This window comes from Luteimonas sp. RIT-PG2_3, assembly GCF_054902115.1.
In genome coordinates this window covers 38,577-62,685 of sequence record NZ_JBUBPF010000018.1, presented here as the reverse complement: position 1 = coordinate 62,685, position 24,109 = coordinate 38,577, and the positions used below count along the sequence as shown (strand labels likewise).

Genomic DNA, 24,109 nt, shown 5'->3' with positions numbered 1-24,109 from the left:
AAAGCCGGTGAGGGCGTGAAGTTTGGGGATTTGTCGCGCGCGCCCAGGACGAATCCGGACACCGCGATGGGGCGTTGTCCGATGGCCCCGGTCGCGGCGTGGTGGGAAGCTGGAGCTCAACCACACCAGGGAGCGCAAGGATGCGCAATATCGACAAGACACGCCGTTTCCGGCACCAGCGCCAGGACATGACCGATGCCGAGCGCCTGCTGTGGTTCCATCTGCGCGACCGCGCAAGGTCGACGGTGGCCTTCCGCAGGCAGGGCGCGGTTGGGCCCTACGTGGCGGACTTCATCAGCCAGGAGGCCAGCCTGGTCATCGAACTCGATGGCGCCCAGCATCCGGCGGCTGCCAGCGACATGATGCGCAATACCTTCCTGGTGCGCCGTGGTTTCCAGGTGCTGCGGTTCTGGAACCACGACGTGCTGGTGCGCACCGCGACGGTGCTGGAGGTCATCGATGCCTGCGTGGCGCGGCGTCGGGATCGCGGCGAGGGAGAGGCCGGCTGGCTGCAGCGCTGGGGCCGCCGCCCCAGGCGCGCGCCAGGGCCGATGTCGTCCGCCGTTTCTGGGACAATCGCGGTGTGCAGGATCGGTGCCGCGTGGTCCGATCCCTGAGCACCTGTCCACGATCCTGCCGCGCTTGGCATCTTTGCGCCTGCGGTGCCTGAAAAATCCACGTATCTGCAACTACACGTCTGCACCTACACTGGGTTTTCCGCGCTCCGCCAAGCGCCACCTGCCTGCACTCGCGACAGATCGTGAGCAGGCTCTGATTGCGGCGCTTCCATCGGGCAGCGCCTGACCCGCTACAGGATGTCGCCATGTCCCCTTCGCTCCGCATTGCGCTGGCCCAGTTCGATTTCCCGGTCGGCGCTGTGCGCCAGAACACCCTGCGCATCGCGCAGATGATCGCCGAGGCGCGCGACGAGTACGGTGCCGACATCGTGCTGTTTCCCGAACTCGCGATCAGCGGCTATCCGCCGGAAGACCTGCTGATGCGGCCGTCGTTCCTGGCCGACTGCGAGGCCGCGTTGCACGAGGTCGCCAAGGCCGCGACCGGCGGCATCGTCGCCGTCGTCGGCTGGCCGCAATCGGCCGGCAGCATCCTCTACAACGCGGCCAGCGTGCTGCGCGACGGCAAGGTCGAGGCGACCTACCGCAAGCGCGAGCTGCCCAACTACAACGTGTTCGACGAGCGCCGCTACTTCCACGTCGATCCCGATGGCGGCGCCTGCGTGTTCGACGTCAAGGGCGCGACCGTGGGCCTGGTGATCTGCGAGGACCTGTGGTTCGCCGAGCCGCTGGCCGACACCGTGGCCCAGGGCGCTGGCCTAGTGCTGGTGCCCAATGCCTCGCCGTTCGAGCGCGGCAAGCACGCCCAGCGCGATGCGCTGCTGGCCGAGCGCACGCGCGAAACCGGTGCCGCGATCGCCTATCTCAATGTCGTCGGCGGGCAGGACGCGCTGGTCTTCGATGGCGCCTCGGTCGTGGCCGATGGCGACGGCACCGTGCATCCGGCGGCGGTCGCGTTCGCCGACCAGTGGCTGGTGGTCGATTACGACACGGCTACGCGCCGGTTCGAACCGTTGCAGTGGACCGATGACGGCGACGAAAGCATGGACGCGCTGGCCTGGCGCGCGGTGACCCGTGGCATCCAGGACTACTGCGGCAAGAATGGCTTCAAGCAGGCCTGGCTGGGACTGTCGGGCGGGCTGGATTCGTCGGTGGTGCTGGCGATGGCGGTCGATGCGCTGGGCGCGGAGAACGTCACCGCCGTGCGTATGCCGTCGCGCTATACCGCGGGCCTGTCCAACGACCTGGCGCAGGAGCAGTGCGACGCGCTCGGCGTACGCCTGCTGGCGTTGCCGATCGAGCGGCCGTTCCAGGGCTTCCTGGACACGCTGGCGGAGACCTTCGAAGGCCGGCCGGCCGACACCACCGAGGAAAACCTGCAGTCGCGCATCCGCGGCGCGATGCTGATGGCGTTGTCGAACAAGTTCGGCGGCCTGCTGCTGACGACCGGCAACAAGAGCGAATATGCCGTTGGCTACGCGACGATCTACGGCGACATGTGCGGCGGCTACGCGCCGATCAAGGACCTCTACAAGACCGAGGTCTATGGCCTGGCGAAATGGCGCAACACCGTGGGCGGCGCGCCGGTGGTGCCCCCGGGCGTGATCACGCGACCGCCGTCGGCGGAGCTGCGCGACAACCAGCTCGACCAGGATTCGTTGCCGCCGTACGACGTGCTCGACGCGATCCTGCTGCGGCATATCGACCAGGAACAGTCGCGCGACGAGATCGTCGCCGCGGGCTTCGATGCCGCCGTCGTGGACCGCATGCTGCGGCTGGTGCGGATCAGCGAGTGGAAGCGCCACCAGGCCGCACCCGGGCCCAAGGTGTCGCGACGGGCCTTCGGTCGCGAGCGTCGCTATCCGATCAGCAGCGGGTACGGCGCCTGAGCCGGGAGTGCGGTTGCGCTCAGCGCAAGCATTGAGGGCGCGATGCCGGCGTTGCGGCCTTACTCCGCGCGCGCGGTGTCGTGCTCCATCCTGACGCGCTTCATGCTGACGCGTTCCATCCGGATGTAGTCGCGTCCGTTTTTGGAGAACGGCGCGCCGGCCGGCACAAAGCCATGGCGCGCATAGAAGTGGCTGCGTTCGACGCGCGCGTTGCACCAGAGCCGCCGCACCGACTGCGCCTGCGCATGCCGGACCAGGAACTGCAGCAGTGCGCCGCCATGTCCCAGCCCCTGCGCCTGGGGCAGCGTCGCGAACTTGCGGAACTGCGCATCGTCGTCGTCGCGGAACAGCGAGATCACCGAGACCAGTGACGCGTCGGCCTGCGTGCCGGTGAACAGGCCGAAGTGTTCGGCATCGTCGTCGCCGGGCAGCCGCACGAACGCGGGATCGCGCTCGGGCCACATCGCAAGGTGGCGGATCGGCCAGGTCTCGGCGGCGGTGATCGGACGGATCTGCAGGGACATCGTTGCGTCGCGGGTTGGTGGGGCGTGGGGTGTGACGTCTTGTTGGGCGTGTTGGGCTTGGGAGCCGTGTGCGGCGCAGGGGGCGGCAGGGATTGCGCGCGCCGGCCGGGCGGGGCTGCCGCGTCCCGCGCGCTCGGGTAAGGTAGCGCCTCCGACAGGCAATGGAAGCGGTTTGCGCATGAGCAGGAAGACCCGTGGTCACAAGCAGCACCGGCAGGGCGTGGCGCAGGATGCATCGCGGCCGTCCTCGACCGCTCCGGCGAAGCCGCGTTTGCCAGCGGACCGCCTGGTCCTTGGATTGGCGCTGCTGGGCATGCTGTTGACCGCCTACCTGACCCTGGTCGCTTGGAGCGCCAGCGCTCCGGCGTTCTGCGCCAGCGGTTCGGGATGCGATGTCGTCCAGCAGAGCCAGTGGTCGCGCCTGCTGGGTCTGCCGATCGCGCTGTGGGGATGTGGCCTGTATGCCTTGCTTGCCCTGGTCGCATGGCGCGCGCGTTCGCGCCTGCAGCGCTGGCGCTGGTCGTGGCGGCTGTCCTTGTGGGGTGTGGCGATCAGCGTCTACCTGACGCTGGCCGGCTGGATCGCGCTGCAGGCGGTGTGCCTGTGGTGCCTGCTGTCGCTGGCGATCATCTCGGCGATCTTCGTCCTGCAATGCCTGCGTCGCCCCGAGGCCGCGCCGGGCGCGCGCTGGACGCCGTGGCTGCTCGGTAATGGCCTGGTCGTCGTCGCCCTGCTGGCCACCCTGCATGTGTCGTCGACGGGTCTGCTGCAACAGCGTCCGGAAGATCCACGCCTGCGCGCACTGGCCGAGCACCTCGAGCAGTCGGGTGCGAAGTACTACGGCGCCTCCTGGTGCCCCAACTGCCGCGAACAGGCGAAGATGTTCGGCGCGTCCGAGCCGCGCCTGCCGTATGTCGAGTGCTCGCCCAACGGGCGCGGCAGTGCGATGGCCTTCGATTGCGTCAGCGCGCGTATCACCGGGTTTCCGACCTGGATCATCGAGGGCCAGCAGTACGTCGAGGTCATCGAACCGGAGCGGCTGGCGCGGATGACGGGCTTCGACTGGAACCGCTTCGGCAAGGCCGACAGCGCCGACTGATGCGCTGTGGGAGCGGCTTCAGCCGCGAATGCGCGGCGCGCGTGGGATGCGATTCGCGCCCGGTGGCGCGCGTCCACATGACATGGGCGTATCCCGGAGACGACAACGCCGCCCAAGGGCGGCGTTGCGGTTTCGCGTGATCGTGCGTCGGCGTCAGTCGTTGTCGAGCGCGGACTTCTCGCCGGCGAACGGGTTGAGCTTGCGGATCGTCCACGGGTAGTTCGGCCAGCCACCGGAGAAATAGGCGTGGTCGGGCTCGTTCTGCTTCAGCACGCGCTCGGCGTCCTTGTGCAGCGTCTCGTTGCCCAGGCGCTCGTAGGAGGCGGCCAGGATCGCGACGGCGTCGTACTGGAAGCTGCTCTGCGGGAAGGTCTCGAGCACGTACTTGGCCCGCTCGGACGCCGCGACCCAGGCGCCGCGGCGCAGGTAGTACAGGCCCACTTCGATGTCGTGGCGGGCGAACATGTCGCGCAGGCGCGCCATGCGGTCGCGCGCGTCGCTGGCATAGCGGCTGTTCGGGAAGCGCTCGGTGACGATGTTGAAGTCGTTGTAGGCCTGCGTCGGCGTGGCCAGGTCGCGCCGGCTGGCGTCGAGGTTCCAGACCCGCTGCAGGAACACCGTGTCGCGGCTCGAGTTCACCAGGCCGCGCAGGTAATACATGTAGGGCGTGTTGCGGTGGGTCGGATAGGTACGCAGGAAACGGTCGATGCTGGAGATCGCCTCTTCGTTGCTGCCCATCTTGTACTGCGCGAACGCGGTCTCGACCAGCGCCTGCTCGGTGTAGCTGCCGTACGGGTACTGGGCGACCAGGCGACGGTAGGTCACCACGGCGTTGTTCCAGTTGCCGTTGCGCATCGACGCGTGGCCCTTGTCGTAGAGCTCCTCGACGGGCACGCCTTCGTTTTCGTCCTTGTCCTTGAACGCCCCCTTGATGCGTGCACAGCCCGACGTGGTCAGCACGGCGACAATCAGGATCAACGCCACGCGGAAAGGGAAGGATGAACGTCGGGTCATGGGCGGTCGGGGCATCAGAGGCGCGAAGCGACGATAATAGCAGTCCGGGCCATGCCCCCGGCCCCCTCTCCTGAACCGAAGCCGTCCATATGCCATCACCAGGGCAAGATCCCGCCGCCAGCCGCACCGCCACCGTGCCCGACTCCGCCGCGGGGCGCCGTTTCGACGCTGTGCTGGCCGAGCTGTTCCCGGAATTCTCCCGGGCCCGCCTGTCGGGCTGGATCAAGAGCGGCGACGTCCTGCTCGACGGCAAGGAGGTGCGGCCGCGCGAGCCGGTGCGCGGCGGCGAGGCGGTCAGCCTGAACATCATCCTGGACATGCAGACCGAGGCCGTGCCGCAGGACATCCCGCTGCAGGTCCTGTACGAGGACAGCGAGGTCTTCGTCATCGACAAGCCGGCTGGGCTGGTCGTCCATCCGGGCGCCGGCAACCCCGACGGCACCCTGGTCAATGCGCTGCTGTACCGCGATGCCTCGCTGGCGGCCCTGCCGCGTGCCGGCATCGTCCACCGCCTCGACAAGGACACCTCCGGGGTCATGGTCGTCGCGCGCACCGTACAGGCCCAGACGGCCCTGGTGTCGCAGCTGTCGTCGCGCGAGGTGCATCGCCAGTACCTGGCCGTGGTCGTGGGCGCGCTGGTCTCTGGCGGCACCGCCGATGCCCCGATCGACCGCCATCCGCGCGATCGCCTGCGCATGGCCGTGCGCGAGGACGGCCGCGATGCGGTCACCCACTACCGGCTGCGCGAGCGCTTCCGTGCCCATACTGCGCTGGAGTGCCGTCTGGAAACCGGCCGCACCCACCAGATCCGCGTGCACATGTCGCACCTGAAGCATCCGATCCTCGGCGACCCGCTGTACGGCGGCCCGGTCAAGTTGCCCAAGGGCGCGGACGAGACCGTGGTGCAGACGCTGCGTCAGTTCCGTCGCCAGGCGCTGCATGCCGAGACCCTGGAGTTCGTGCACCCGGCCAGCGGCGAGACGATCCGCTGCACCGCGCCGTTGCCCGAAGACATGCAGCGCCTGCTGAAGGTGCTGCGCGACGATGCCCGCCAGCATGTCGATACCGACGGGGATCGTCGCCGGTGATCGATGCGTCGACGGCGTTGCTGGCGGCGCACGCGCCGTTCCCGGCCAACGTGCGGGCGTTCACCACGCTGCGGCATGGCGCCGGGGTGTCCAGTGCGCCGTTCGACCATTTCAACCTGGGCAATTTCAAGGCGGCAGACGGGGATTCGGCCGAGGCCGTCGCGCGCAACCGCGCGCAGCTGGCGCGCGACTTCGGCCTGCCGTCGCCGCCGCACTGGCTGAGCCAGGTGCATGGCACCCAGGTCGTGCGGTTCGACACACCCAATGAGGGACGGTCCGATGCGGCGCTGTCCGCTACGGGACCGTCCGCTACGGAACAGCCTGAGCCCGAGGCCGATGCCGCGGTGACGTCGACCCCGGGCGTGGTGCTGGCGATCCTGACCGCCGATTGCCTGCCGGTCGTGTTTGCCGCGCGCGATGGCGGCGAAGTCGCGGCGGCGCATGCCGGATGGAAAGGCCTGGCCAACGGCATGCTCGAGGCCACCGTGGCCGCGATGCGGACGCCGGCCTCCGAGGTCGTCGCCTGGCTGGGACCGGCGGCAGGGCCGCAGGTCTATGAGATCGGCCTCGAGGTCTACGAGGCCTTCGTGCAGCGCGATGCCGCCGCGACAGCGGCCTTCGTCGAGACACGTCCGGGCCACTGGCGGGTCGATCTGTATGCGCTGGCGCGGATGCGGCTGCAGGCGGCAGGCCTCGCGGCCGATGAGATCCATGGCGGCGATCTGTGCACGATCTCCGATCCGCAGCGCTTCTTCTCGCATCGCCGCGACCGCCGCAGCGGCCGCATGGCGACGGTGGTCTGGCGGGTCTGACGGCAGCGTGGCGGGGCGTCCCCAGGACGCGTCAGGACAGACGGTGATGCGTGCCGATGGCGCTCCTTCAGGAGCGCCTGTCTTCAGGTGTTGCGCGGCTACATAGAAGCAGGCGGTCATGCCCGCGCGTGGAACCTCAGTCCGGCTTTGGCGACAGTTGCGGGTTGCCCTGGATCCGCTGTTCGGTCCAGTCGGCATCGCGGGCGCGAACCGGTTGCGAGGCCACCAGCACGTGGGTGCCGAAACGCGCATGGAACTGGCGGGCGATGTCCTGCAGGGCCTGTTCGTTGTGCGGGTTGTCGGCATGCAGCACGATCAGCAACCGCGACGGCATCGGTTCCGGGCCGCCGCTGGGACCACGCCATTGGCCGTTGACGTCCAGCCAGGTCAGCCCGTCGGGAAAGCGCGGCGTGACCTCCTTGTCCAGGAAGTCGGCCCAGGCCGTTGCATCGACACGCTCGAAGAACAGCTCGGTGCGCAGCAAGGTCTGTGCAGCCGGGGCGGCTGCCTGCGGCCCGTCCGCAACGCCGGCGGCCGCCGGCGTCGCAGCCCATGACGCCGGCCAGGCGGCGGTGGCCGCCAGCAGCGAGGCCAGCACGAGGCTGCGCTGCCGGCGGCGCGTCCGATCAGAACGCATAGCGGACGCGGGTGTAGTAGTACGCGCCGTTGCTGCCGATCGGGGACAGCACGTCGTAGGGCAGGTTGCCGAAGTAATAGATGTCTTCGTTCGACAGGTCCGCGTACTCGTCGGTCAGGTTCAGGCCGCCCAGTGCCACGGTCCAGCGCTGGCTGATGCGGTATTCCACTTCCGCATCCAGCTGCCACTTGGTGCTGTAGACCTGTTCGGGCTCGAAGCCGCCGCCGAAGTTGAACACGCGCTTGGCGCTGCCGTGGCGGCTGACGCGCCCGAGCAGGTTCCAGCTGTCGTTGTTCCAGTTGGCGCTGAACTGCGCGCGGGTGCGCGGCGCCGCTTCGGTCAGCGTGTTGCTTTCCTCGACGCCGAACAGCACGTAGCTCGCATCCAGCGCGGTCAGCTGCGACGGGGTGGCGACGATGTTCTTCAGCTCGGTCTTGGCGTAGCTGTAGGTGCCGGTCAGCAACAGGTTGCCGCCTGCCAGTTCATCGCGCCAGTTGGCGACGATCTCGGCGCCCTGGGTGCGGGTGTCGGCGGCGTTGACGAAGAAGCTGGCGCTCTCGATCCGGGCGACATCGAAGTTGGCGTCGACGAAATCGGTCAGGGCATCGCCGGTGATGGCTTCCGACAACGCGACGCGATCGTCGATGTCGATGTGGAACAGGTCCAGCGACAGGTCGAAGTGGTCGCCGATGCGGCTGGTGAAACCGAGGCTGGCGTTGATCGACTTCTCCGGCTTCAGGTCGGTGGCGCCGAGGGCATGCGCGATCGGGTTGTTGACCGACAGCAGGCGGCCCTGGACGATCTGGCCGGCGGCGTTGTAGCCGGTGCTGGTCGACTCGTAGCCGATCTGCGCCAGAGACGGCGCGCGGAAGTTGTTGGACACCGCGCCGCGCAGTGCGAACGCAGGCGTGAACTCGTAGCGCGCGGCCAGCTTGCCGGTCAGCTCGCCGCCGAAGTCGCTGTAGTGCTCGTAACGCACGGCGGCATCGGTGCTGAACTTCTCGCCGAAGCTGCTGGACACGCTGGCGAACACGCTGGAGACATCGCGGTCGAGGTCGGCCTGGTCCTGCGGTGTCAGGCCGCCACCGGACTGCGAGCCGGCCGGGCGATCGGTGAACGGCCCGGTGGCGTAGCTGGCCGGATCGCCGGCACCCGTCTCGTAGTTCTCGACGCGGAACTCGATGCCGGTGGCGAAGGTGTGGACGTTGTTGCCCTGCTCGAAGCTGCGGCTGAGGTCGAAGTTGGCGAGCGTCTGCGAGGACTCGTAGTCGCCGGTCTTGAAGCGGGTCGGGCTGGTCGGGCCGAGCGAGCTGTTGATCGAATCGCGCAGGCGGTAGGTGAACTCGTTGCGGCCATGGTTGAGGCTGGCATCGAAGTCCCATTCGCCCAGGCGTCCACGCACGCCGCCGACGGCGGCGACATCGAGGTTCTCGCCCAGTGACACCGGACGGAAGCCATTGGGATAGACCTCGGGCCAGTTGGCGGCGCCATCGGGATAGCGGAAGTAGTTCGCGCCCTGCGTGTCGCGCTGGTTGTAGGTACCGAATGCGTACAGCGTGGTGTTCTCGCCGATCGGCAGTTCGCTGTTGAGCCAGGCGTTGAGGTCCTTGGACTTGCCATCGCCAAGGTGGTAGTTGCGCTGGCCCTGTACGGTCAGGTTGGTTGGCGTCTGGTCCCACGGCGGGATCTGGTCGAAGCCGGCGCGGTTGGTCGCTTCGCGGTTCTTGAGTTCGAAACCGACGCGGAAGAAGCCGCCATCGCCGATGCCGGTGCCGACCTTGCCGCTGAGGAACGAGGTCTGGCCGTCGGTCACGGTCTGGTTGATCGGCTCGACGTCGGTGTGGTGCAGGCCGTAGCTGGCTTCCCAGGCGCCGCCCTCGGGGGCGTCGTCGAGGATGATGTTGACCACGCCGGCCACCGCGTCGGAGCCGTACTGCGCACCGGCGCCGTCACGCAGCACTTCGATGCGCTTGACCGCACTGACCGGGATCGCATTGAAGTCGACCGGAGTGGTGCCGCGGCCGATTTTCGAGCCGGTGCTGACCAGGGCCGAGGTGTGGCGACGCTTGCCGTTGATCAGCACCAGTACCTGGTCGGGCGCCAGGCCGCGCAGCTGCGCCGCGCGGACATGGTCGGCGCCGCCGGAGTTGGACTGTCGCGGGAAGTTGAACGACGGCAGCAGGGCCTGCAGGGCGCTGCCGAGCTCACCGTTGAGCACGCCGGCCTTGCGGATGTCCTCGGCGCTGAGCACGTCGACCGGGACGGTGGATTCGAGCACGGTCCGATCGCGCGCCCGGGTGCCGGTGACGATGACCGCATCCAGCGAAGTGGGCGCGCTGCCGGCGGGCGTCGTGGTCGACTGGGCAGAAGCGGCGGCGGGGAGGGCGAGGGCGATCGCCAGGGCAATCGGCGTCACGCGGTAACCGTGCATGGGGAATATCCGTTCAGGGAGGAAGATGGGTCACTGCGGGGATCCGCAGCGGCTCGGGGTCGGGTTTGTGGCTGGGGCAAAGCGGGTGAATCTGGTCTGGAATCCGGGCTGTCGGGTCGATCGGTCGGGAGCTGGCCGCTCAGGCACGTCAGGTCGGGCATGCCAGTTCAGGGGTGGTCTCGACCATGCTGGACCGGCGGTGCATCCGGGGCACTCCAGACGCGGCCGCCGTCATGAAGACGGCGGCCGGGATGAAGACGCCTGCATTACTTCATGTGCGCCCGGCGCCGTCGAGTCGGCGGATCGCGTTACAGTGTTGTACGCATGGCAACAATGCCGCTCGCGTCTACCCGTATCGTGCCTGCAGCGACTGCTGGCGCGCGCTTCGGTGGCGTTGGTCATTTCAACATTCGATACGGGAATAAGTGGATGAAGATGTTTCGTGGCGCATTGCCGCTGCTGTTGATGCTGCAGGTGGCCTGCGCGAGCCATGCCATCCAGGGCAATGAGGCCGCACGCCCGGCCGCGGTCACCGCCACGTTCCAGGGCGATGCTGCCAGACCGGAACAGGCGCAGGGCTGGGTCCGCAGTGAATTGTACTTCGGCGTCGGCAAGGACGCGGGCGAAACGCCCGCCAATCCCGTTGTTGGCGAGACCCAGTGGCGCACGTTCCTGGACAAGGAGGTCACGCCGCGCTTCCCCGATGGCTTGACCGTGTTCGATGCCTACGGCCAATGGCTGTTCCGCGGCAACCCGGAACCCAACCGGTTGCAGTCGAAAGTATTGGTGATCCTGCACGAGGACACGCCGCAGCGCACCGCCGATATCGAGGCGATCCGGCTGGCGTGGAAGCAGGCAACCGGCCACCAGTCGGTGCTGTGGTCGCGGCAACCGGTCGAAGTGTCGTTCTGATCGCGTATCGAGCGTGCGGCCGCGCAGGCGCACGCTCGCGGCGCGTCTGTCGCAAGCCCCCGCAAAGCTGCAAATAAGTACGGACAAGGTTCGACAGGTTCCAACGGCACCGCCGCACCGTCTTTCTGCGGCAGGCTGTCGCCCGGCCGACGCGCAGGACATCGCGGTGTCGGCCTGTTCCGATCCGATGCCCGGCTCGCGTGCCGAGCGCGGGCGTCGTGCTCCAGTGTTGCACTCCCGCATGTTCCGTCGCTCGTTCACCGTGTTGCTCCATGCAGGCGATGCAGGTCCGGTGCGACGTGTGCTCCCTTTCTTGCTCTCCCGATCATCAGGAAACCATGATGTCCAGGCCAACCTCTCCCCGCGTTGCACCGGTGCTGTTCCGCCGCTCCCTGCTGGCCGCTGCACTGTCACTACCGATGCTGGCGATGGCGCAGCAGGCCCCGCCGAGCGAAGGTGCCGTCACCCTCGACACTCTGCAGGTCACCGCGCAGCGGCGCGTGGAAAACGTCAAGGACGTGCCGGTGTCGATCACGACGCTGTCGGGCGAACCGCTCGACGTGCTGGGGTCGGGCGGCGGCGACGTCCGCTTCCTGTCGGGTCGCGTGCCGAGCCTCAACATCGAGTCTTCGTACGGTCGCGCGTTCCCCCGCTTCTACATCCGTGGGCTGGGCAATACCGATTTCGATCTCAATGCCTCGCAGCCGGTGTCGCTGGTCTATGACGAAGTGGTGCAGGAAAGCCCGCTGCTGAAGGGCTTCCCGGTGTTCGACCTGGAGCGCATCGAAGTCCTGCGTGGTCCGCAGGGCACCTTGTTCGGCCGTAATACGCCGGCCGGCGTGGTCAAGTTCGAGTCGGCCAAGCCGACGCAGGCGTTCGGCGGCTATGCGCAGGTCGGCTATGGCACCGACAACCTGTTCAACGTCGAGGCCGCGGTGGGCGGTGCGCTGTCGCCGCGCTGGTCGGCGCGCGTGTCGGCGCTGTACCAGCATCGCGACGACACCGTGCGCAACACCTACACCGCCGGGCCGAGCGATGGCCTGGAGGGCTACGACGAATCCGCCGTGCGGCTGCAGTTCCTCTACGAAGGCGATGCCTTCCAGGGCCTGTTCAACCTGCATCGTCGCGACCTCGACGGCACCGCGCGCGTGTTCCGCGCCAACATCATCCAGCCCGGCACCAACAATCTGGTGCCCGGTTTCGACCGCACGCGCGTGGCGATCGATGCGGTCAACCGTTCGGAGCTCGAGACATGGGGCGGCAGTGCGCGCCTGCGCTGGGACTTCGGCAACCTGAGTTTGCACTCGATTACCGGCTACGAAACCGCCGAGTCCTTCAATCGCGGCGACATCGATGGTGGTTATGGCGCGGCCTTCCTGCCGACGGGTGGGGGACCGGGCTTCATTCCGTTCCCGTCCGAGTCCGCCGACGGCTTGCCGGACCATCGCCAGATCACCCAGGAACTGCGCCTGGAATCGGACTACGACGGGCGCTTCAACTGGCAGGCCGGCCTGTTCTGGTTCGACGAAGACATCACCATCGACAGCTTCAACTACAACTCGCTGGCACCGGGCAACCCGCAACGCGGCCATGCCGTGCAACAGCAGCGCAACGAGGCCTGGGCGGTGTTCGCATCGACCGAGTTCGACGTCACCGACAAGCTCAAGCTGCGCGGCGGCCTGCGCTATACCCAGGACCAGAAGGACTTCAGCGCCAGCGTGCTCGAGGCCGCTGGCGACCCCGGCAGCGGCGCGACCCAGGTCTCCGGCCCCTACGTGACCAGCACCGATGTCGACGACGTCAGCTGGGACCTCAGCGCGGTCTATGCGGCCACCGACAACATCAATGTCTACGGACGCGTCGCCAAGGGCTTTCGCGCGCCGTCGATCCAGGGCCGCCTGGCGTTCGGCGGTGTGTCGACGGCCGATTCCGAGGAAGTGATCTCCTACGAGATCGGCGTCAAGGCCGACCTGTTCGACCGGCGTGCGCGCCTGGGCTTCAACCTGTTCCGCTACAACGTCGACGGCCAGCAGTTGATCGCGGTCGGTGGCGCGACCAACCAGGCCAATCTGCTCAATGCCGACAAGAGCGTCGGCCAGGGCTTCGAACTCGACCTCGAGGCCTACCTGACCGATCGCCTGCGCGTGACCCTGGGCAGCAGCTACAACGACACCGAGATCAAGGACGGCAACCTGGCGGTCGCCGGTTGCGGTGGCGGCTGCACGGTCACCAACGCGCCGGTGCTCGATGGCCTAGGCAATCCGACCGGGTTCTTCTACATCGGCGGCAACCCGCTGCCGCAGGCGCCCAAGTGGGTGCACGCGGTGACCGCGCGCTACGGCATCCCGCTCGGCGACGGTGGCGAGTTCTTCGTGTTCACAGACTGGGCCTACCGCAGCGAGGTCAACTTCTTCCTGTACGAGTCGGTGGAATTCACCGGCAAGTCCTCGCTGGAAGGAGGCCTGCGTGCGGGCTACAACTGGAACCAGGGCGATTACGAAATCGCGATCTTCGGCCGCAACATCACCGACACCACGCGCGTGGTCGGCGGCATCGATTTCAACAACCTGACCGGCTTCCTCAACGAGCCGCGCACGTTCGGACTCGAGTTCACCGCACGGTTCTGAGGTCCGGAGGCGGTCTCAGCCGTCTCCCACCGCCTCCCGGCCTTGGCCGCGTCCTGATTCCAGGTCGTGGCCAAGGCCGCATCCATCCCTCCTGATCCTGGTTCGCATGTCATGACCGCATCGCCCCCACACGCCCCGCGCTGGTTCGTCGCCGGCGACCTCAACGGCTTCTTCGGCCTGGTCGTCGACAACCTGTCGATCCTGGGTTTCATCGCGATGGCCTTGATCGGGATCTTCGGATTCCCGGCCGACGTGGTGTTCACGCGGATGTTTCCCGGCACTGCGCTGGGCGTGCTGGTCGGCAACCTGATCTACACCTGGATGGGACGACGGCTGGCGATCCGCACCGGTCGAGACGATGTCACCGCGATGCCGCTCGGCCTGGATGCGCCGACCAGCATCGGCATGGCCCTGCTGGTGCTCGGTCCGGCCTTTGTCGGTTTCAGGCAGCAGGGGCTCGACGACCAGTCCGCCGCGATCGCGACCTGGCAGCTCGGCATGGCCTCGCTGGTGGTCATGGGCCTGTTGAAACTGGTGCTGTCGTTCGCTGGCGACTGGGTGACGCGGGTGCTGCCGCGCGCCGCACTGCTCGGATCGATCGGTGGCGCCGCGCTGATCCTGCTCGGCTTCCTGCCGCTGATCGAAACGCTGCGCAATCCGGTGGTTGGGCTGGCCACGCTGGGCCTCCTGGTTTACATCCTGATCGCGAAGGGACGCCTGCCGATCCGGATTCCCGGCGTGCTGCTGGCCTTCATCGTCGGCACGTCGCTGTACTACGGGCTCGGCCTGTCGGGCTGGGGCACCCCCGGCTTCGCATTGCCGGATGCACTGCCGATGGCGTTGGTGCTGCCGTGGCCGAACCTCGGCTTTGTCGAGGGCCTGCCGGCGACCGTGCCGTACCTGCCGCTGCTGTTGCCGTTCGGCCTGCTGATGGTCATCGGCGGCATCAACGTCAGCGAAAGCGCTCGCGCCGCAGGCGACGACTACCGCACCCGCGACGTGCTGCTGGCCGAGGCGGTGTCGACGCTGGTGGCCGGCTTTTGCGGCGGCGTCGCGCAGACCACGCCCTACATCGGCCAGCCGGCGTACAAGCACATGGGCGCGCGCACCGGCTACACGCTGCTGACGGGGCTGTTCATCGGCATCGGCGGCATGCTCGGCGTGGTCGCCGGACTGGTGCAGTGGCTGCCGCTGGCGGTGCTGGCGCCGATCATCGTCTATGTCGGCATCGACATCACGATCCAGGCATTCCACAGCACGCCGCGCCAGCATGCGCCGGCCGTCGTGCTGGCGTTCCTGCCGTCGGTCGCCTACCTGCTGGCGATCAAGCTGCCGGGCTGGCTGCCCCCGGAACGCATCGCCGAACTGTATGCCGATGTCGGCAGCCACGGCCTGCCGGAGCTGGCGACGATCATCACGCTGGGTAACGGCTTCATCATCACTGCGATGCTGTGGGCCGCCGCCGTGGTCGCGGTCATCGAGCATCGCCTGCGGTTGGCGTCGGTGTTGCTGCTGGTGTCGGCTGGATTGACGCTGTTCGGGCTGATCCATTCGGTCGATCCGGCCGGCGGCATCTACCTGCCGTGGACGCTGACCGGGCTGCGGCAGACGATCGCCTGGCAGTTCGCCGGCGCCTACGTGGTGCTGGCCGCATTGCTGACCTTGCTGTCGCTGCAGCGGCAGACGCGGCAGGCCGACTGACGGCGTCGCCCCGAAGGCTGCGCGATCGGCGATCGATGGATCGTGCCGGCGGTCGGCTGCGGCGCTATGCTTTGCGCCGCTTCCGCCGCCATTGTCGCCGTCCATGACTCCCACGTTGTTCCAGCAGGTGCTGGGTGCGCCTTTCTTCACGATGCCCGAGGCGTTGCGGCGGCTGCATGCCAACCGGGGGCAGGTGCGTTATGGCGGGCGCGCGACGATCACCCGCGGACGCAACCCGCTGGCGCGGCTGTGCGCCCGCATCGCCGGGCTGCCGCGTGCGGCCGCCGACGTGCCGACCACGGTCGACTTCATCAGCGACGGCAAGGGCGAGACCTGGAAGCGCATGTTCGGCAGCGTCCGCATGGATTCCCGGCTGTGGTGCCGCGACGGCGATCTGTACGAACGCCTGGGACCGCTGCGCCTGCGCTACGAACTGCATATCAACGAGGGCGCGCTGTACTGGAACGTGGCCTCGGTGCGCCTGCTGCGCGTGCTGCCGTTGCCGGCCGGCTTGTTCTCCGAGGTCCGTTGCCGCGAACGCGAGCACGAAGGCCGCTACGAATTCCTGGTCGAGGCAGCGCTGCCGCTGGTCGGCCCGGTGATCCGCTACGAGGGCTGGCTCGAGCCCGCCTGAGCCCGCCTGGGCTCGGACACCGCAGCGGGCTGCGATGGTGCCTCATGACGGCTGCATGGTTCGAAGGCGGGCTGCTGTTCTGCTCTGCGCCGTGCCATACCGAGTTCTCGCTGGCAGGACGACTGCACCCTCTCGAAAACCCGACCGACCGGCGCATGTTCAACACCAGTGACTGCAGCAACTCGCTGTTCGGCCACGACGGTACCTGGCATGCCGGCGTCAACGCGCTGCGGATGGCCGGCGTGGAGGCGTGCTGGCGCCGCTAGCGCACAGGCGCAGGCGTGGCGGCGGGGCAGGTCAGCAGGCGTAGGGCAGGAGCTGGCGTGGGCGGCTCCCGGGTGGGGCACGGCGGAGTAGGGGTGCTTCGGACGGCGCAAATGCAAATGATTCTATCTTCCAAATGGTAATGCGTTTCATTAATATCCACGCACGGCACTCGCCGCCTCCACCATTCCGGGAAGAATCACGTGTCCATCCTTCACTCCAGGATGCCTGCCAGCAGGCGTCTGTCCCTGTGTGTCGGCGTCATCTGCGCCACGCTTTCCGCCGCTCCGGCGCTGGCCCAGCAGGACCCGCAGTCCCCGCGCGACGCGCGCACGCTCGATACCATCCTCGTCACGGCCGATGCCCTCGACCGCGACGACAGCCGCCAGAAGACGGTGTCGACCGCGACCAAGATGGACATGGCCCAGCGCGATATTCCCCAGACCATCAACACGCTGGAGATGAGCAAGTCCAAGGTCTACGGCCTCAACGACCTGAGCGTGCTGCTCGACGGCACGCCGGGCATCGACACCGCCTACGACACCCGTGGCGATGGCATCACCATCCGAGGTTTCGCCGCCGACTCCAACGACATCTATCGCGACGGCATCCGCAATGCCGGACAGATCCGCCGCAGCACCGCCAACGTCGACAGGATCGAGATCGTCAAGGGACCGGCCTCGGTGCTGTATGGCCGCGGCCTGGGCGGCGGCGTCGTCAACCTGATCAGCAAGCAGGCCAGCTTCGATGCCGTCAGCAGCGTCAACCTGCGTGCCGGTTCCTGGGGAACCCAGGGCAGCACCGTCGATGTCAACCGGATCCTGAACCCGAACGTGGTCGTGCGCCTGACCGCAGACTACGAGCAGGCCGACAGCTTCCGCAGCGGGATTTCCAACCGCAACAGGATGCTGTCGCCCAGCATCCTGTTCGACAATGGCAATGGCCTGAGCTGGCTCGCGCAGTACACCTACGACCACATCCGCCGTCGCCCCGACCGTGCGCCCGCGTTCAACGCGCTGCCCGAGGGCATGTCGATCCGCACCGCCTACGCGCATCCGGACGACTTCATTGAGGACGAGATGGAGTCGTTCCGTTCGGTACTCGACTACCGCATCTCCGACGACTGGGCGGTCAAGTGGACGGCGGCCTGGAACAAGTCCAGCCAGGACTTCGATCATCTCTATGCCGGCACCTACTGCCGTCCCGACGGCACCCTGCTGACCACCGGTCGCCCGTGCACGGCGCGTGGACTGATGACGTTCACCCGCGCCTGGCAGGAAACCAGCAACCAGACGATCAGCAACACGGTCGATCTCAGCGGTCGTTTCATGACCGGACGCATCACCCACGACGTCCTTTTGGGCGTCGAGAACAGCCGTGAGCAGCGCAACCCGGACCTGTCGACGTCGGCCGCAAGTTCCGACCCGGGACTGCTCTATCCCTATGGCGTCGATCCCTACGATCCGGTCTGGACCCAGCCCAAGACGCCGCGCGGCGACGCCAAGACCTCCAACCGCCACAGCGCCGACGCGCAGGCGTTGTACGTGCAGGACCTGATCGGTGTCTCCGAGCAGTGGAAGGTGCTGGCTGGCGCGCGTTTCGACCGCTTCGAGTTCACCTCGCTCAACCGCATCACCGGGCAGCGCCGCAGCTATGACGGTTCGACGCTGAGCCCGCGCCTGGGCGTGGTCTGGCAGCCGACGCAGACGCAGAGCGTCTACGCCTCCTACAGCAAGAACTTCGCGCCCTACGGCGGACGCGGGCTGATGAGCGTGGCGGTGGCCGAAGACGCGGTGTTCGATGCCGAGCCGCAGTATTCGCGCCAGTACGAAACCGGCCTGAAGAGCGATTGGCTGGACGGGCGGTTGTCGTCGCAGCTGTCGGTCTACGAACTGGAGCTCTACAACATCCGCTACCGCCCGGATCCGGAGAACGATCCGTTCACCTGGGCGGTGCGTGGACGCGAGCGCTCGCGTGGCATCGAGGCCAGCCTCGCGGGTCGGCTGGCGTCGGGTTGGTACCTGCGCGGCGGCGTCGGCCTGCAGGAAGCCAAGGTCACCGAGGACACGGTGACACCGGCCAACGAGGACAAGTACAAGCTCGGTGTCGCCCGCAAGACCGGCAACCTGTTCGTACGCTATGCGCCCGAAGGCCCCTGGTACGGCGAGCTCGGCGTGACCTACCGTGGCCCGATCTACAACGATGCCGCCAACACCAGCGAACGCGCGGGATACACCCGCTGGGATGCCTCGGTGGGCTGGCGCCTGTTGCCGTGGACGCTGACGGTCGCGGTGACCAACCTGACCGATACCCGCTACTGGCGGTCGACCAGCATGCCCGGCGCACCCCGTGGTCTGTTGCTGAGCGCGAACTACATTTTCTGACGGAAAGGCGTTGCCGGCGTCGCTCCCGTGGGCGCTGCGCCGGTGGCTGGCGGGCGCGATCCCGTTGCGTGTCCCCATGGACGCGCAACGGGCAGCGGCCGGCCGGCTTGAATCGAAGGGCGGAGGCCGCATCTGAGGAGGCATGGGTTGCGATCGCGACCCCCGACCTGACGAGGACCTCCCGATGCGGATGGACAAACTGACCTCGCGCTTCCAGCAGGCCATTGCCGACGCACAGTCGCTGGCCGTGGGACGCGACCACAACATGATCGAACCCGTGCACTTGCTGCTGGCGCTGCTGGAGCAGAAGGGCGGCGGCACGCGTCCATTGCTGGCCCAGGCCGGCATCAACGTACCGGTACTGCGCGAGCGCGTCACCGAAGCGCTCGACCGCCTGCCCAACGTCTCCGGCCAGGAAGGCCAGCTCTCGGTCGGCAACGACCTTGCACGACTGTTCAACGTCACCGACAAGCTGGCCCAGCAACGCGGCGACGATTTCATCGCGTCCGAGCTGTTCGTGCTGGCTGCGCTCGACGACAAGGGCGACGCCGGCAAGGCGCTGAAGGCGGCCGGTGCCGACAAGGCGCGGCTGGAGGCGGCCATCGACAAGATGCGCGGCGGTGAGCGCGTCAAGGACGAGAATGCCGAGGAGTCGCGCCAGGCGCTGGAGAAATACACCATCGACCTGACCGCGCGCGCCGAGTCCGGCAAGCTCGATCCCGTGGTTGGCCGCGATGAGGAAATCCGCCGCACGATCCAGGTCCTGCAGCGCCGCACCAAGAACAACCCGGTACTGATCGGAGAGCCCGGCGTCGGCAAGACCGCCATCGTCGAAGGCCTCGCACAGCGGATCATCAACAACGAAGTGCCCGAAGGCCTGCGCGGCAAGCGCGTGCTGTCGCTCGACATGGGCGCGCTGATCGCCGGCGCCAAGTTCCGCGGCGAATTCGAGGAGCGCCTGAAGGCGGTGCTGAACGATCTGTCCAAGAACGAAGGCCAGATCATCCTGTTCATCGACGAGCTGCACACGATGGTCGGCGCCGGCAAGGCCGAGGGCTCGATGGATGCGGGCAACATGCTCAAGCCCGCGCTCGCGCGCGGCGAGCTGCACTGCATCGGCGCGACCACGCTCGACGAATACCGCAAGTACGTCGAGAAGGACGCCGCGCTGGAGCGTCGCTTCCAGAAGGTCTTCGTCGGCGAGCCCAGCGTCGAGGACACCATCGCGATCCTGCGTGGCCTGAAGGAGCGTTACGCGGTGCACCACGGCGTCGAGATCACCGACCCGGCGATCGTCGCCGCGGCGACACTGTCGCACCGGTACATCGCCGACCGCCAGTTGCCGGACAAGGCCATCGACCTGATGGACGAGGCCGCCAGCCGCATCCGCATGGAGATCGACTCCAAGCCCGAGGAAATGGACCGCAAGGAACGCCGGCTGATCCAGCTCAAGATCCAGCGCGAGGCGCTGAAGAAGGAGAAGGACGACGCGTCCCGTCAGCGCTTGGCCGATCTTGAGGCCGAGATCGCCGTGCTCGAGCGCGACTACAACGATCTGGAGGAAATCTGGAAGGCCGAGAAGGCCACGCTGCAGGGCGCCACCCGCGTCAAGGAACAGATCGAACAGGCGCGGCTGGAGCTGGAGTCCGCCCAGCGCCGGCAGGACTATGCGCGCATGAGCGAGATCCAGTACGGCACGCTGCCGGAGCTGGAGAAGCAGCTCAAGGTTGCGCAGGAAGCGGAGACCCAGGACTTCAAGCTGCTGCAGGACAAGGTCACCGCCGAGGAGATCGCCGAGGTCGTCGCGCGCTGGACCGGTATCCCGGTCAGCAAGATGCTCGAAGGCGAGCGCGAGAAGCTGTTGAAGATGGAAGACGCGCTGCATGCGCGCGTGGTCGGCCAGGACGAGGCGATCAAGGTCGTGTCCGATGCGGTGCGGCGTTCGCGCGCAGGCCTGTCGGATCCGGACAAGCCCAGCGGCTCGTTCCTGTTCCTCGGGCCGACCGGTGTCGGCAAGACCGAGCTGTGCAAGGCGTTGGCCGAGTTCCTGTTCGACAGCAGCGACGCGATGGTCCGCATCGACATGAGCGAGTTCATGGAGAAGCACGCCGTCAGCCGCCTGGTCGGCGCACCTCCGGGTTACGTGGGCTATGAAGAAGGCGGTTACCTGACCGAGGCCGTGCGTCGACGTCCCTACAGCGTGATCCTGCTCGACGAGGTCGAGAAGGCGCATCCAGATGTGTTCAACATCCTGCTGCAGGTGCTCGACGATGGCCGCCTGACCGATGGCCAGGGGCGCACCGTGGATTTCCGCAACAGCGTCATCGTGATGACGTCGAACCTGGGCAGCCAGATGATCCAGGAGATGGACAGCGACGACAGCGCGGAGAGCTACACGCAGATGAAGGCGGCGGTGATGGGCGTGGTGCAGGCGCACTTCCGGCCGGAGTTCATCAACCGGCTCGACGACATCGTCGTGTTCCATCCGCTCGACAAGGCGCAGATCAAGTCGATCGCGCGGATCCAGTTGCGTGGGCTCGAGAAGCGCTTGGCCGAACGCGGCCTGCGCATCGAGGTCAGCGACAAGGCCTTCGACCTGTTGGGCAACGTCGGCTTCGACCCGGTCTATGGCGCCCGTCCGCTGAAACGGGCGATCCAGCAGCAATTGGAGAACCCGCTGGCGCAACGCATCCTGTCGGGCGCGTTCAACAGTGGCGACACCATCGCCATCGACGCCGAGGGCGGCCGCCTGGTCTTCCACACGCCGGCCTGAGACCACCTTCATCGGGGGGCACGCAGGGCCGGGGCTGCGCCACGGCAGTCCAGGCCCGGCCGCTGTCCGGGTCCGACCCCGACGTCGCCCCGGCCCCGACCCGATCCGGCCTTGGGGTAACTGCATGGAGCCCCCCGCCTTGATAGGGCGGACGCTCCAGCCGCTTGCCTGAGGCCGCCGCCAGCGGCGGCGGGCGGCCAACTGTGTCAGGATGTCGCCTCGTCGCTTTGGCCGTGCACTGGAACCTGCGAATGGGGATCGATCGCAGCATCTTGACCTGGGCGGCCAGTCGGCCGGGTAGGGTCTTGCTGTTGGGGATCTGCTGCCTGCTGCTGCAGCAGGTGGCCGTCGCCTATTCGTTCACTGCCGGCGATGTCCCGACCAGCCATGCCTCCCTGGTCCATCTGCATGCGGGCCTGCTGCTGGCGATCGCAATGCTGGAGCGCGACCTGCGTGTCGTCGCCGCGGTCTGGGGCGTGACCTGGCTCGGCTGGGCGATGCGAGCGCTGGCATTCGGCTACTCCGGCCCGACGATCGCGGTCGGCACGGCGGCCTCGGTGTTGATGCTCGGCTGCACGCTGCTGTGCGCGCACTGGATGGGATGGCCGCGCGCGCGCAAACGCATGCGCGTCGAGACCGACGACGTCTTCCGTTTCGTGTTGATCGGGCTGCTGCTGTATCCGGCGCTGCTGACGCTGGCCGGTTCGGGCCTGCTGTCGTTGAGCATGACCCGGTCCAGCACGGAGGGGCTGGTCGGAAGCGCGGTGATGACATATTTCGCCAAGTACTTCGGCGTCGCCATCATCACCCTGCCGCTGGTGGTCGGCTGGACCGAACGCAAGCGGATCGCGGCATGGGCGCGTCCGGCCAATTACCTGTGGCTGCCGGTGTTCGCCGCCGGTCTGCTGCTCAGTGTCTGGCTGGGCCGCATCACCCGCGCCGATCTTGCACAGATGCCGGGCGATGCCGGGCTTGTGCTGATGGACTACCGCATCATCCTGCTGGCGATCACCGGCTGGTGGATGCTGCACCTGAGGCCGGCGCTGTCGATGGCCCTGTTGTCGCTGGTGCTGCTGGTCATGGCCTATGCGCTGACCGGGACGGCCGGCTACAACGGCAGCGCACTGGGCGTGCTGAACCTGTTCCACCTGGGCCTTGAGCTCGGCATCCTGCTGACGGCGATCGTGTATTTCATGCTGGTCGGTCGCGATCGCCTCGAGTTGTCCGAACGCCTGCATGACCAGGCCAACCGCGACTCGCTGACCGGCCTTCCCAATATCAATGCCCTGCGCGAGCGCGTCGGTTCCGCGCCCACAGTCGGCGGCGAGATGGGCTACCTGTTGCTGGACCAGGTCGATTCGCTGGCCACCGGTTTCGGCCTGCGCGCGCAGGCGGCGGTGATGAACGCCGTCGCAGCGCGGATCGCGCTGCAGGCGCAGCCCTATTACCTGGGCACCGGGCAGTTCGCCCTGGTGCTCGGCGACGCCGACAACAGTGCGCAATGGGACGCGATGCTGACCTCGATCGCGCAGGGCGATTTCAGTGTCGACGGCCAACGCCTGCAGGTGCTGCCCTACCTCGGTGTCGCCCGGTTTGGTCCGTCCCCGGGAGGCGGTGGCGCATCGGTGGCCACGGCTTCCGTGGCGACCACCTCGCCGGAGACGGCCTTGTTGACCGCCTCCAATCTGGCGTTCGAGGCGCGGCGCACCAATGCGACGCGCCCCTTGCTGGCGGTCGGTGCCGGCATGCTGCTGCAACAGACCCAGCGACAGCGCCTGTTCGACGCCTCCAAGGTGCTGGAGTCGCTGCTGCGTGGCCGCATCGAGCTGCATTTCCAGCCCATCGTCCGCCTGCGTGGCGGGCACGGGAGCGACACGATCGCGCAGCCGGTCAATGGCGAGATCCTGTGCCGGCTGCGCGACGATGAGGGCCGCCTGGTCCTTCCCGCCGATTTCGTCAGCGTCATCGAAGCCGCGCGTCGCGGACCGGAGCTCGACCTTGCCGTGATCGAAGCCCTGTTCCGGCAGTTGCGCGCAATGCCGGCGATGCTGCCTCGTTGCGAGCGCATCTCGGTCAACCTGACCGGACAGAGCCTGGCCTCCGACAGTTTCGAACTGCGGCTGCGGACGTTGCTCGAGCGCTGCCCCCTGCCGTTGTCGAGCCTGTGCCTGGAGATCACCGAGACCGCGGCGATCTCCAGCATCTCCGGTGCGCGCAACCTGCTCGAAGGCCTGCGTGCGCAGGGCTGCCGGATCGCGATCGACGATTTCGGCGTCGGCATGCAGAGCTTTGCCCGGCTCAAGCAGTTGCCGGTCGACATCATCAAGATCGACGGCTCGTTCGTACGCAACGTCACCCGCGAACATGGCGACTACGCGATGGTGCAGGCATCGGTCGCGGTGGCCCGCGCGATCGGCGCTGAGGTCGTTGCGGAGTTCGTCGAGGACGAGGACACGGCCGCCTGCCTGCGCAAGCTCGGCGTGCACTGGGCGCAGGGCTACCTGTACAGCCGGCCGATGCCGCTGGCGCAAGGCCTCGCTTGGGAAGCCCCGGCGATGCCGCAGGCCCGTGGCGACAACGGCGACGGACACCCCGAGCCCGCATCGGCGTGATCGCGGCCGGGGCGTGGCGTCAGCGCCCGCCTACCGGCATGCCGCCTCCGCGCAGGTGATAACCACCCCTTCTGAGCTGATGACCGATCGGCACGAACAGGTGTTTGCCGGGATGGCTCAAGACCGGCGACTG

General features: G+C 67.6%; 17 protein-coding genes. 13 read left to right on the top strand and 4 right to left on the bottom strand.

Annotated features, from left to right (window positions below; genetic code table 11):
• Positions 1–140: 140 nt before the first annotated feature.
• A complete protein-coding gene (locus ACYX7E_RS18200; protein WP_462082023.1) occupies positions 141–617 on the top strand; it encodes an endonuclease domain-containing protein in 477 nt (158 codons plus the stop codon).
• Between the two features lie 206 nt (positions 618–823).
• Entirely contained in the window at positions 824–2,464 is a 1,641-nt protein-coding gene (locus ACYX7E_RS18195) for an NAD+ synthase (RefSeq protein WP_462082022.1), read from the top strand.
• A gap of 59 nt (positions 2,465–2,523) precedes the next feature.
• On the opposite strand, the gene ACYX7E_RS18190 is transcribed toward ACYX7E_RS18195, so the two are convergent.
• Positions 2,524–2,988 carry a GNAT family N-acetyltransferase gene (locus tag ACYX7E_RS18190; RefSeq protein WP_462082021.1) on the bottom strand — a complete coding sequence of 155 codons (465 nt, stop codon included), beginning with the start codon at positions 2,986–2,988 and terminating at the stop codon, positions 2,524–2,526.
• A gap of 178 nt (positions 2,989–3,166) precedes the next feature.
• On the opposite strand from ACYX7E_RS18190, the gene ACYX7E_RS18185 reads away from it, so the two are divergent.
• The gene (locus tag ACYX7E_RS18185; RefSeq protein WP_462082020.1) at positions 3,167–4,087 is read left to right on the top strand and encodes a vitamin K epoxide reductase family protein; all 921 of its coding nucleotides are present in this window, start codon (positions 3,167–3,169) and stop codon (positions 4,085–4,087) included.
• 153 nt (positions 4,088–4,240) lie between these two features.
• Here the strand turns inward: ACYX7E_RS18185 and ACYX7E_RS18180 are convergent, their stop codons facing one another.
• A complete protein-coding gene (locus tag ACYX7E_RS18180) occupies positions 4,241–5,101 on the bottom strand; it encodes an outer membrane protein assembly factor BamD (RefSeq protein ID WP_462082019.1) in 861 nt (286 codons plus the stop codon).
• A gap of 89 nt (positions 5,102–5,190) precedes the next feature.
• On the opposite strand from ACYX7E_RS18180, the gene rluD reads away from it, so the two are divergent.
• Positions 5,191–6,189, top strand: coding sequence for a 23S rRNA pseudouridine(1911/1915/1917) synthase RluD (gene rluD / locus ACYX7E_RS18175; RefSeq protein WP_462082018.1), 999 nt, complete (start codon positions 5,191–5,193; stop codon positions 6,187–6,189).
• Positions 6,186–7,001 carry a peptidoglycan editing factor PgeF gene (gene pgeF / locus ACYX7E_RS18170; protein ID WP_462082017.1) on the top strand — a complete coding sequence of 272 codons (816 nt, stop codon included), beginning with the start codon at positions 6,186–6,188 and terminating at the stop codon, positions 6,999–7,001. The genes rluD and pgeF overlap by 4 nt, the downstream gene beginning before the upstream one ends.
• Positions 7,002–7,137: 136 nt before the next feature.
• On the opposite strand, the gene ACYX7E_RS18165 is transcribed toward pgeF, so the two are convergent.
• Positions 7,138–7,638, bottom strand: a complete 501-nt coding sequence (locus ACYX7E_RS18165; protein ID WP_462082016.1) for a DUF3574 domain-containing protein — start codon at positions 7,636–7,638, stop codon at positions 7,138–7,140.
• Positions 7,628–10,069, bottom strand: coding sequence for a TonB-dependent receptor plug domain-containing protein (locus tag ACYX7E_RS18160; RefSeq protein ID WP_462082015.1), 2,442 nt, complete (start codon positions 10,067–10,069; stop codon positions 7,628–7,630). The genes ACYX7E_RS18165 and ACYX7E_RS18160 overlap by 11 nt, the downstream gene beginning before the upstream one ends.
• Positions 10,070–10,534: 465 nt before the next feature.
• Between ACYX7E_RS18160 and ACYX7E_RS18155 the strand changes: the two genes are divergently transcribed.
• The 8 genes from ACYX7E_RS18155 to ACYX7E_RS18120 all read left to right on the top strand — a co-directional run bounded on the left by ACYX7E_RS18155 (position 10,535) and on the right by ACYX7E_RS18120 (position 23,976).
• A complete protein-coding gene (locus tag ACYX7E_RS18155) occupies positions 10,535–10,981 on the top strand; it encodes a DUF3574 domain-containing protein (RefSeq protein ID WP_462082028.1) in 447 nt (148 codons plus the stop codon).
• Between the two features lie 374 nt (positions 10,982–11,355).
• Positions 11,356–13,608, top strand: a complete 2,253-nt coding sequence (locus tag ACYX7E_RS18150) for a TonB-dependent receptor (protein WP_462082027.1) — start codon at positions 11,356–11,358, stop codon at positions 13,606–13,608.
• A gap of 111 nt (positions 13,609–13,719) precedes the next feature.
• Positions 13,720–15,309 (top strand): SulP family inorganic anion transporter, encoded by a 1,590-nt coding sequence (locus ACYX7E_RS18145; RefSeq protein ID WP_462082014.1) that lies wholly within the window; start codon positions 13,720–13,722, stop codon positions 15,307–15,309.
• A gap of 103 nt (positions 15,310–15,412) precedes the next feature.
• On the top strand, positions 15,413–15,943 hold the full coding sequence (locus ACYX7E_RS18140; RefSeq protein WP_462082013.1) for a DUF4166 domain-containing protein: 531 nt from the start codon (positions 15,413–15,415) through the stop codon (positions 15,941–15,943).
• 44 nt (positions 15,944–15,987) lie between these two features.
• Entirely contained in the window at positions 15,988–16,209 is a 222-nt protein-coding gene (locus ACYX7E_RS18135; protein WP_462082012.1) for a hypothetical protein, read from the top strand.
• 201 nt (positions 16,210–16,410) lie between these two features.
• Positions 16,411–18,591 carry a TonB-dependent receptor gene (locus tag ACYX7E_RS18130; protein WP_462082011.1) on the top strand — a complete coding sequence of 727 codons (2,181 nt, stop codon included), beginning with the start codon at positions 16,411–16,413 and terminating at the stop codon, positions 18,589–18,591.
• A 184-nt stretch (positions 18,592–18,775) separates the two neighbouring features.
• Positions 18,776–21,364, top strand: a complete 2,589-nt coding sequence (clpB, locus tag ACYX7E_RS18125) for an ATP-dependent chaperone ClpB (RefSeq protein WP_462082010.1) — start codon at positions 18,776–18,778, stop codon at positions 21,362–21,364.
• A gap of 311 nt (positions 21,365–21,675) precedes the next feature.
• Entirely contained in the window at positions 21,676–23,976 is a 2,301-nt protein-coding gene (locus ACYX7E_RS18120) for an EAL domain-containing protein (protein WP_462082009.1), read from the top strand.
• Positions 23,977–24,109: the final 133 nt, after the last annotated feature.

Coding starts and splice junctions, on each gene's coding strand:
- ACYX7E_RS18200 (WP_462082023.1), top strand. CDS start 141: ATGCGCAATATCGACAAGACACGCCGTTTCCGGCACCAGCGCCAGGAC.
- ACYX7E_RS18195 (WP_462082022.1), top strand. CDS start 824: ATGTCCCCTTCGCTCCGCATTGCGCTGGCCCAGTTCGATTTCCCGGTC.
- ACYX7E_RS18190 (WP_462082021.1), bottom strand. CDS start 2,988: ATGTCCCTGCAGATCCGTCCGATCACCGCCGCCGAGACCTGGCCGATC.
- ACYX7E_RS18185 (WP_462082020.1), top strand. CDS start 3,167: ATGAGCAGGAAGACCCGTGGTCACAAGCAGCACCGGCAGGGCGTGGCG.
- ACYX7E_RS18180 (WP_462082019.1), bottom strand. CDS start 5,101: ATGACCCGACGTTCATCCTTCCCTTTCCGCGTGGCGTTGATCCTGATT.
- rluD (WP_462082018.1), top strand. CDS start 5,191: ATGCCATCACCAGGGCAAGATCCCGCCGCCAGCCGCACCGCCACCGTG.
- ACYX7E_RS18165 (WP_462082016.1), bottom strand. CDS start 7,638: ATGCGTTCTGATCGGACGCGCCGCCGGCAGCGCAGCCTCGTGCTGGCC.
- ACYX7E_RS18160 (WP_462082015.1), bottom strand. CDS start 10,069: ATGCACGGTTACCGCGTGACGCCGATTGCCCTGGCGATCGCCCTCGCC.
- ACYX7E_RS18155 (WP_462082028.1), top strand. CDS start 10,535: ATGCTGCAGGTGGCCTGCGCGAGCCATGCCATCCAGGGCAATGAGGCC.
- ACYX7E_RS18145 (WP_462082014.1), top strand. CDS start 13,720: ATGACCGCATCGCCCCCACACGCCCCGCGCTGGTTCGTCGCCGGCGAC.
- ACYX7E_RS18140 (WP_462082013.1), top strand. CDS start 15,413: ATGACTCCCACGTTGTTCCAGCAGGTGCTGGGTGCGCCTTTCTTCACG.
- ACYX7E_RS18135 (WP_462082012.1), top strand. CDS start 15,988: ATGACGGCTGCATGGTTCGAAGGCGGGCTGCTGTTCTGCTCTGCGCCG.
- clpB (WP_462082010.1), top strand. CDS start 18,776: ATGCGGATGGACAAACTGACCTCGCGCTTCCAGCAGGCCATTGCCGAC.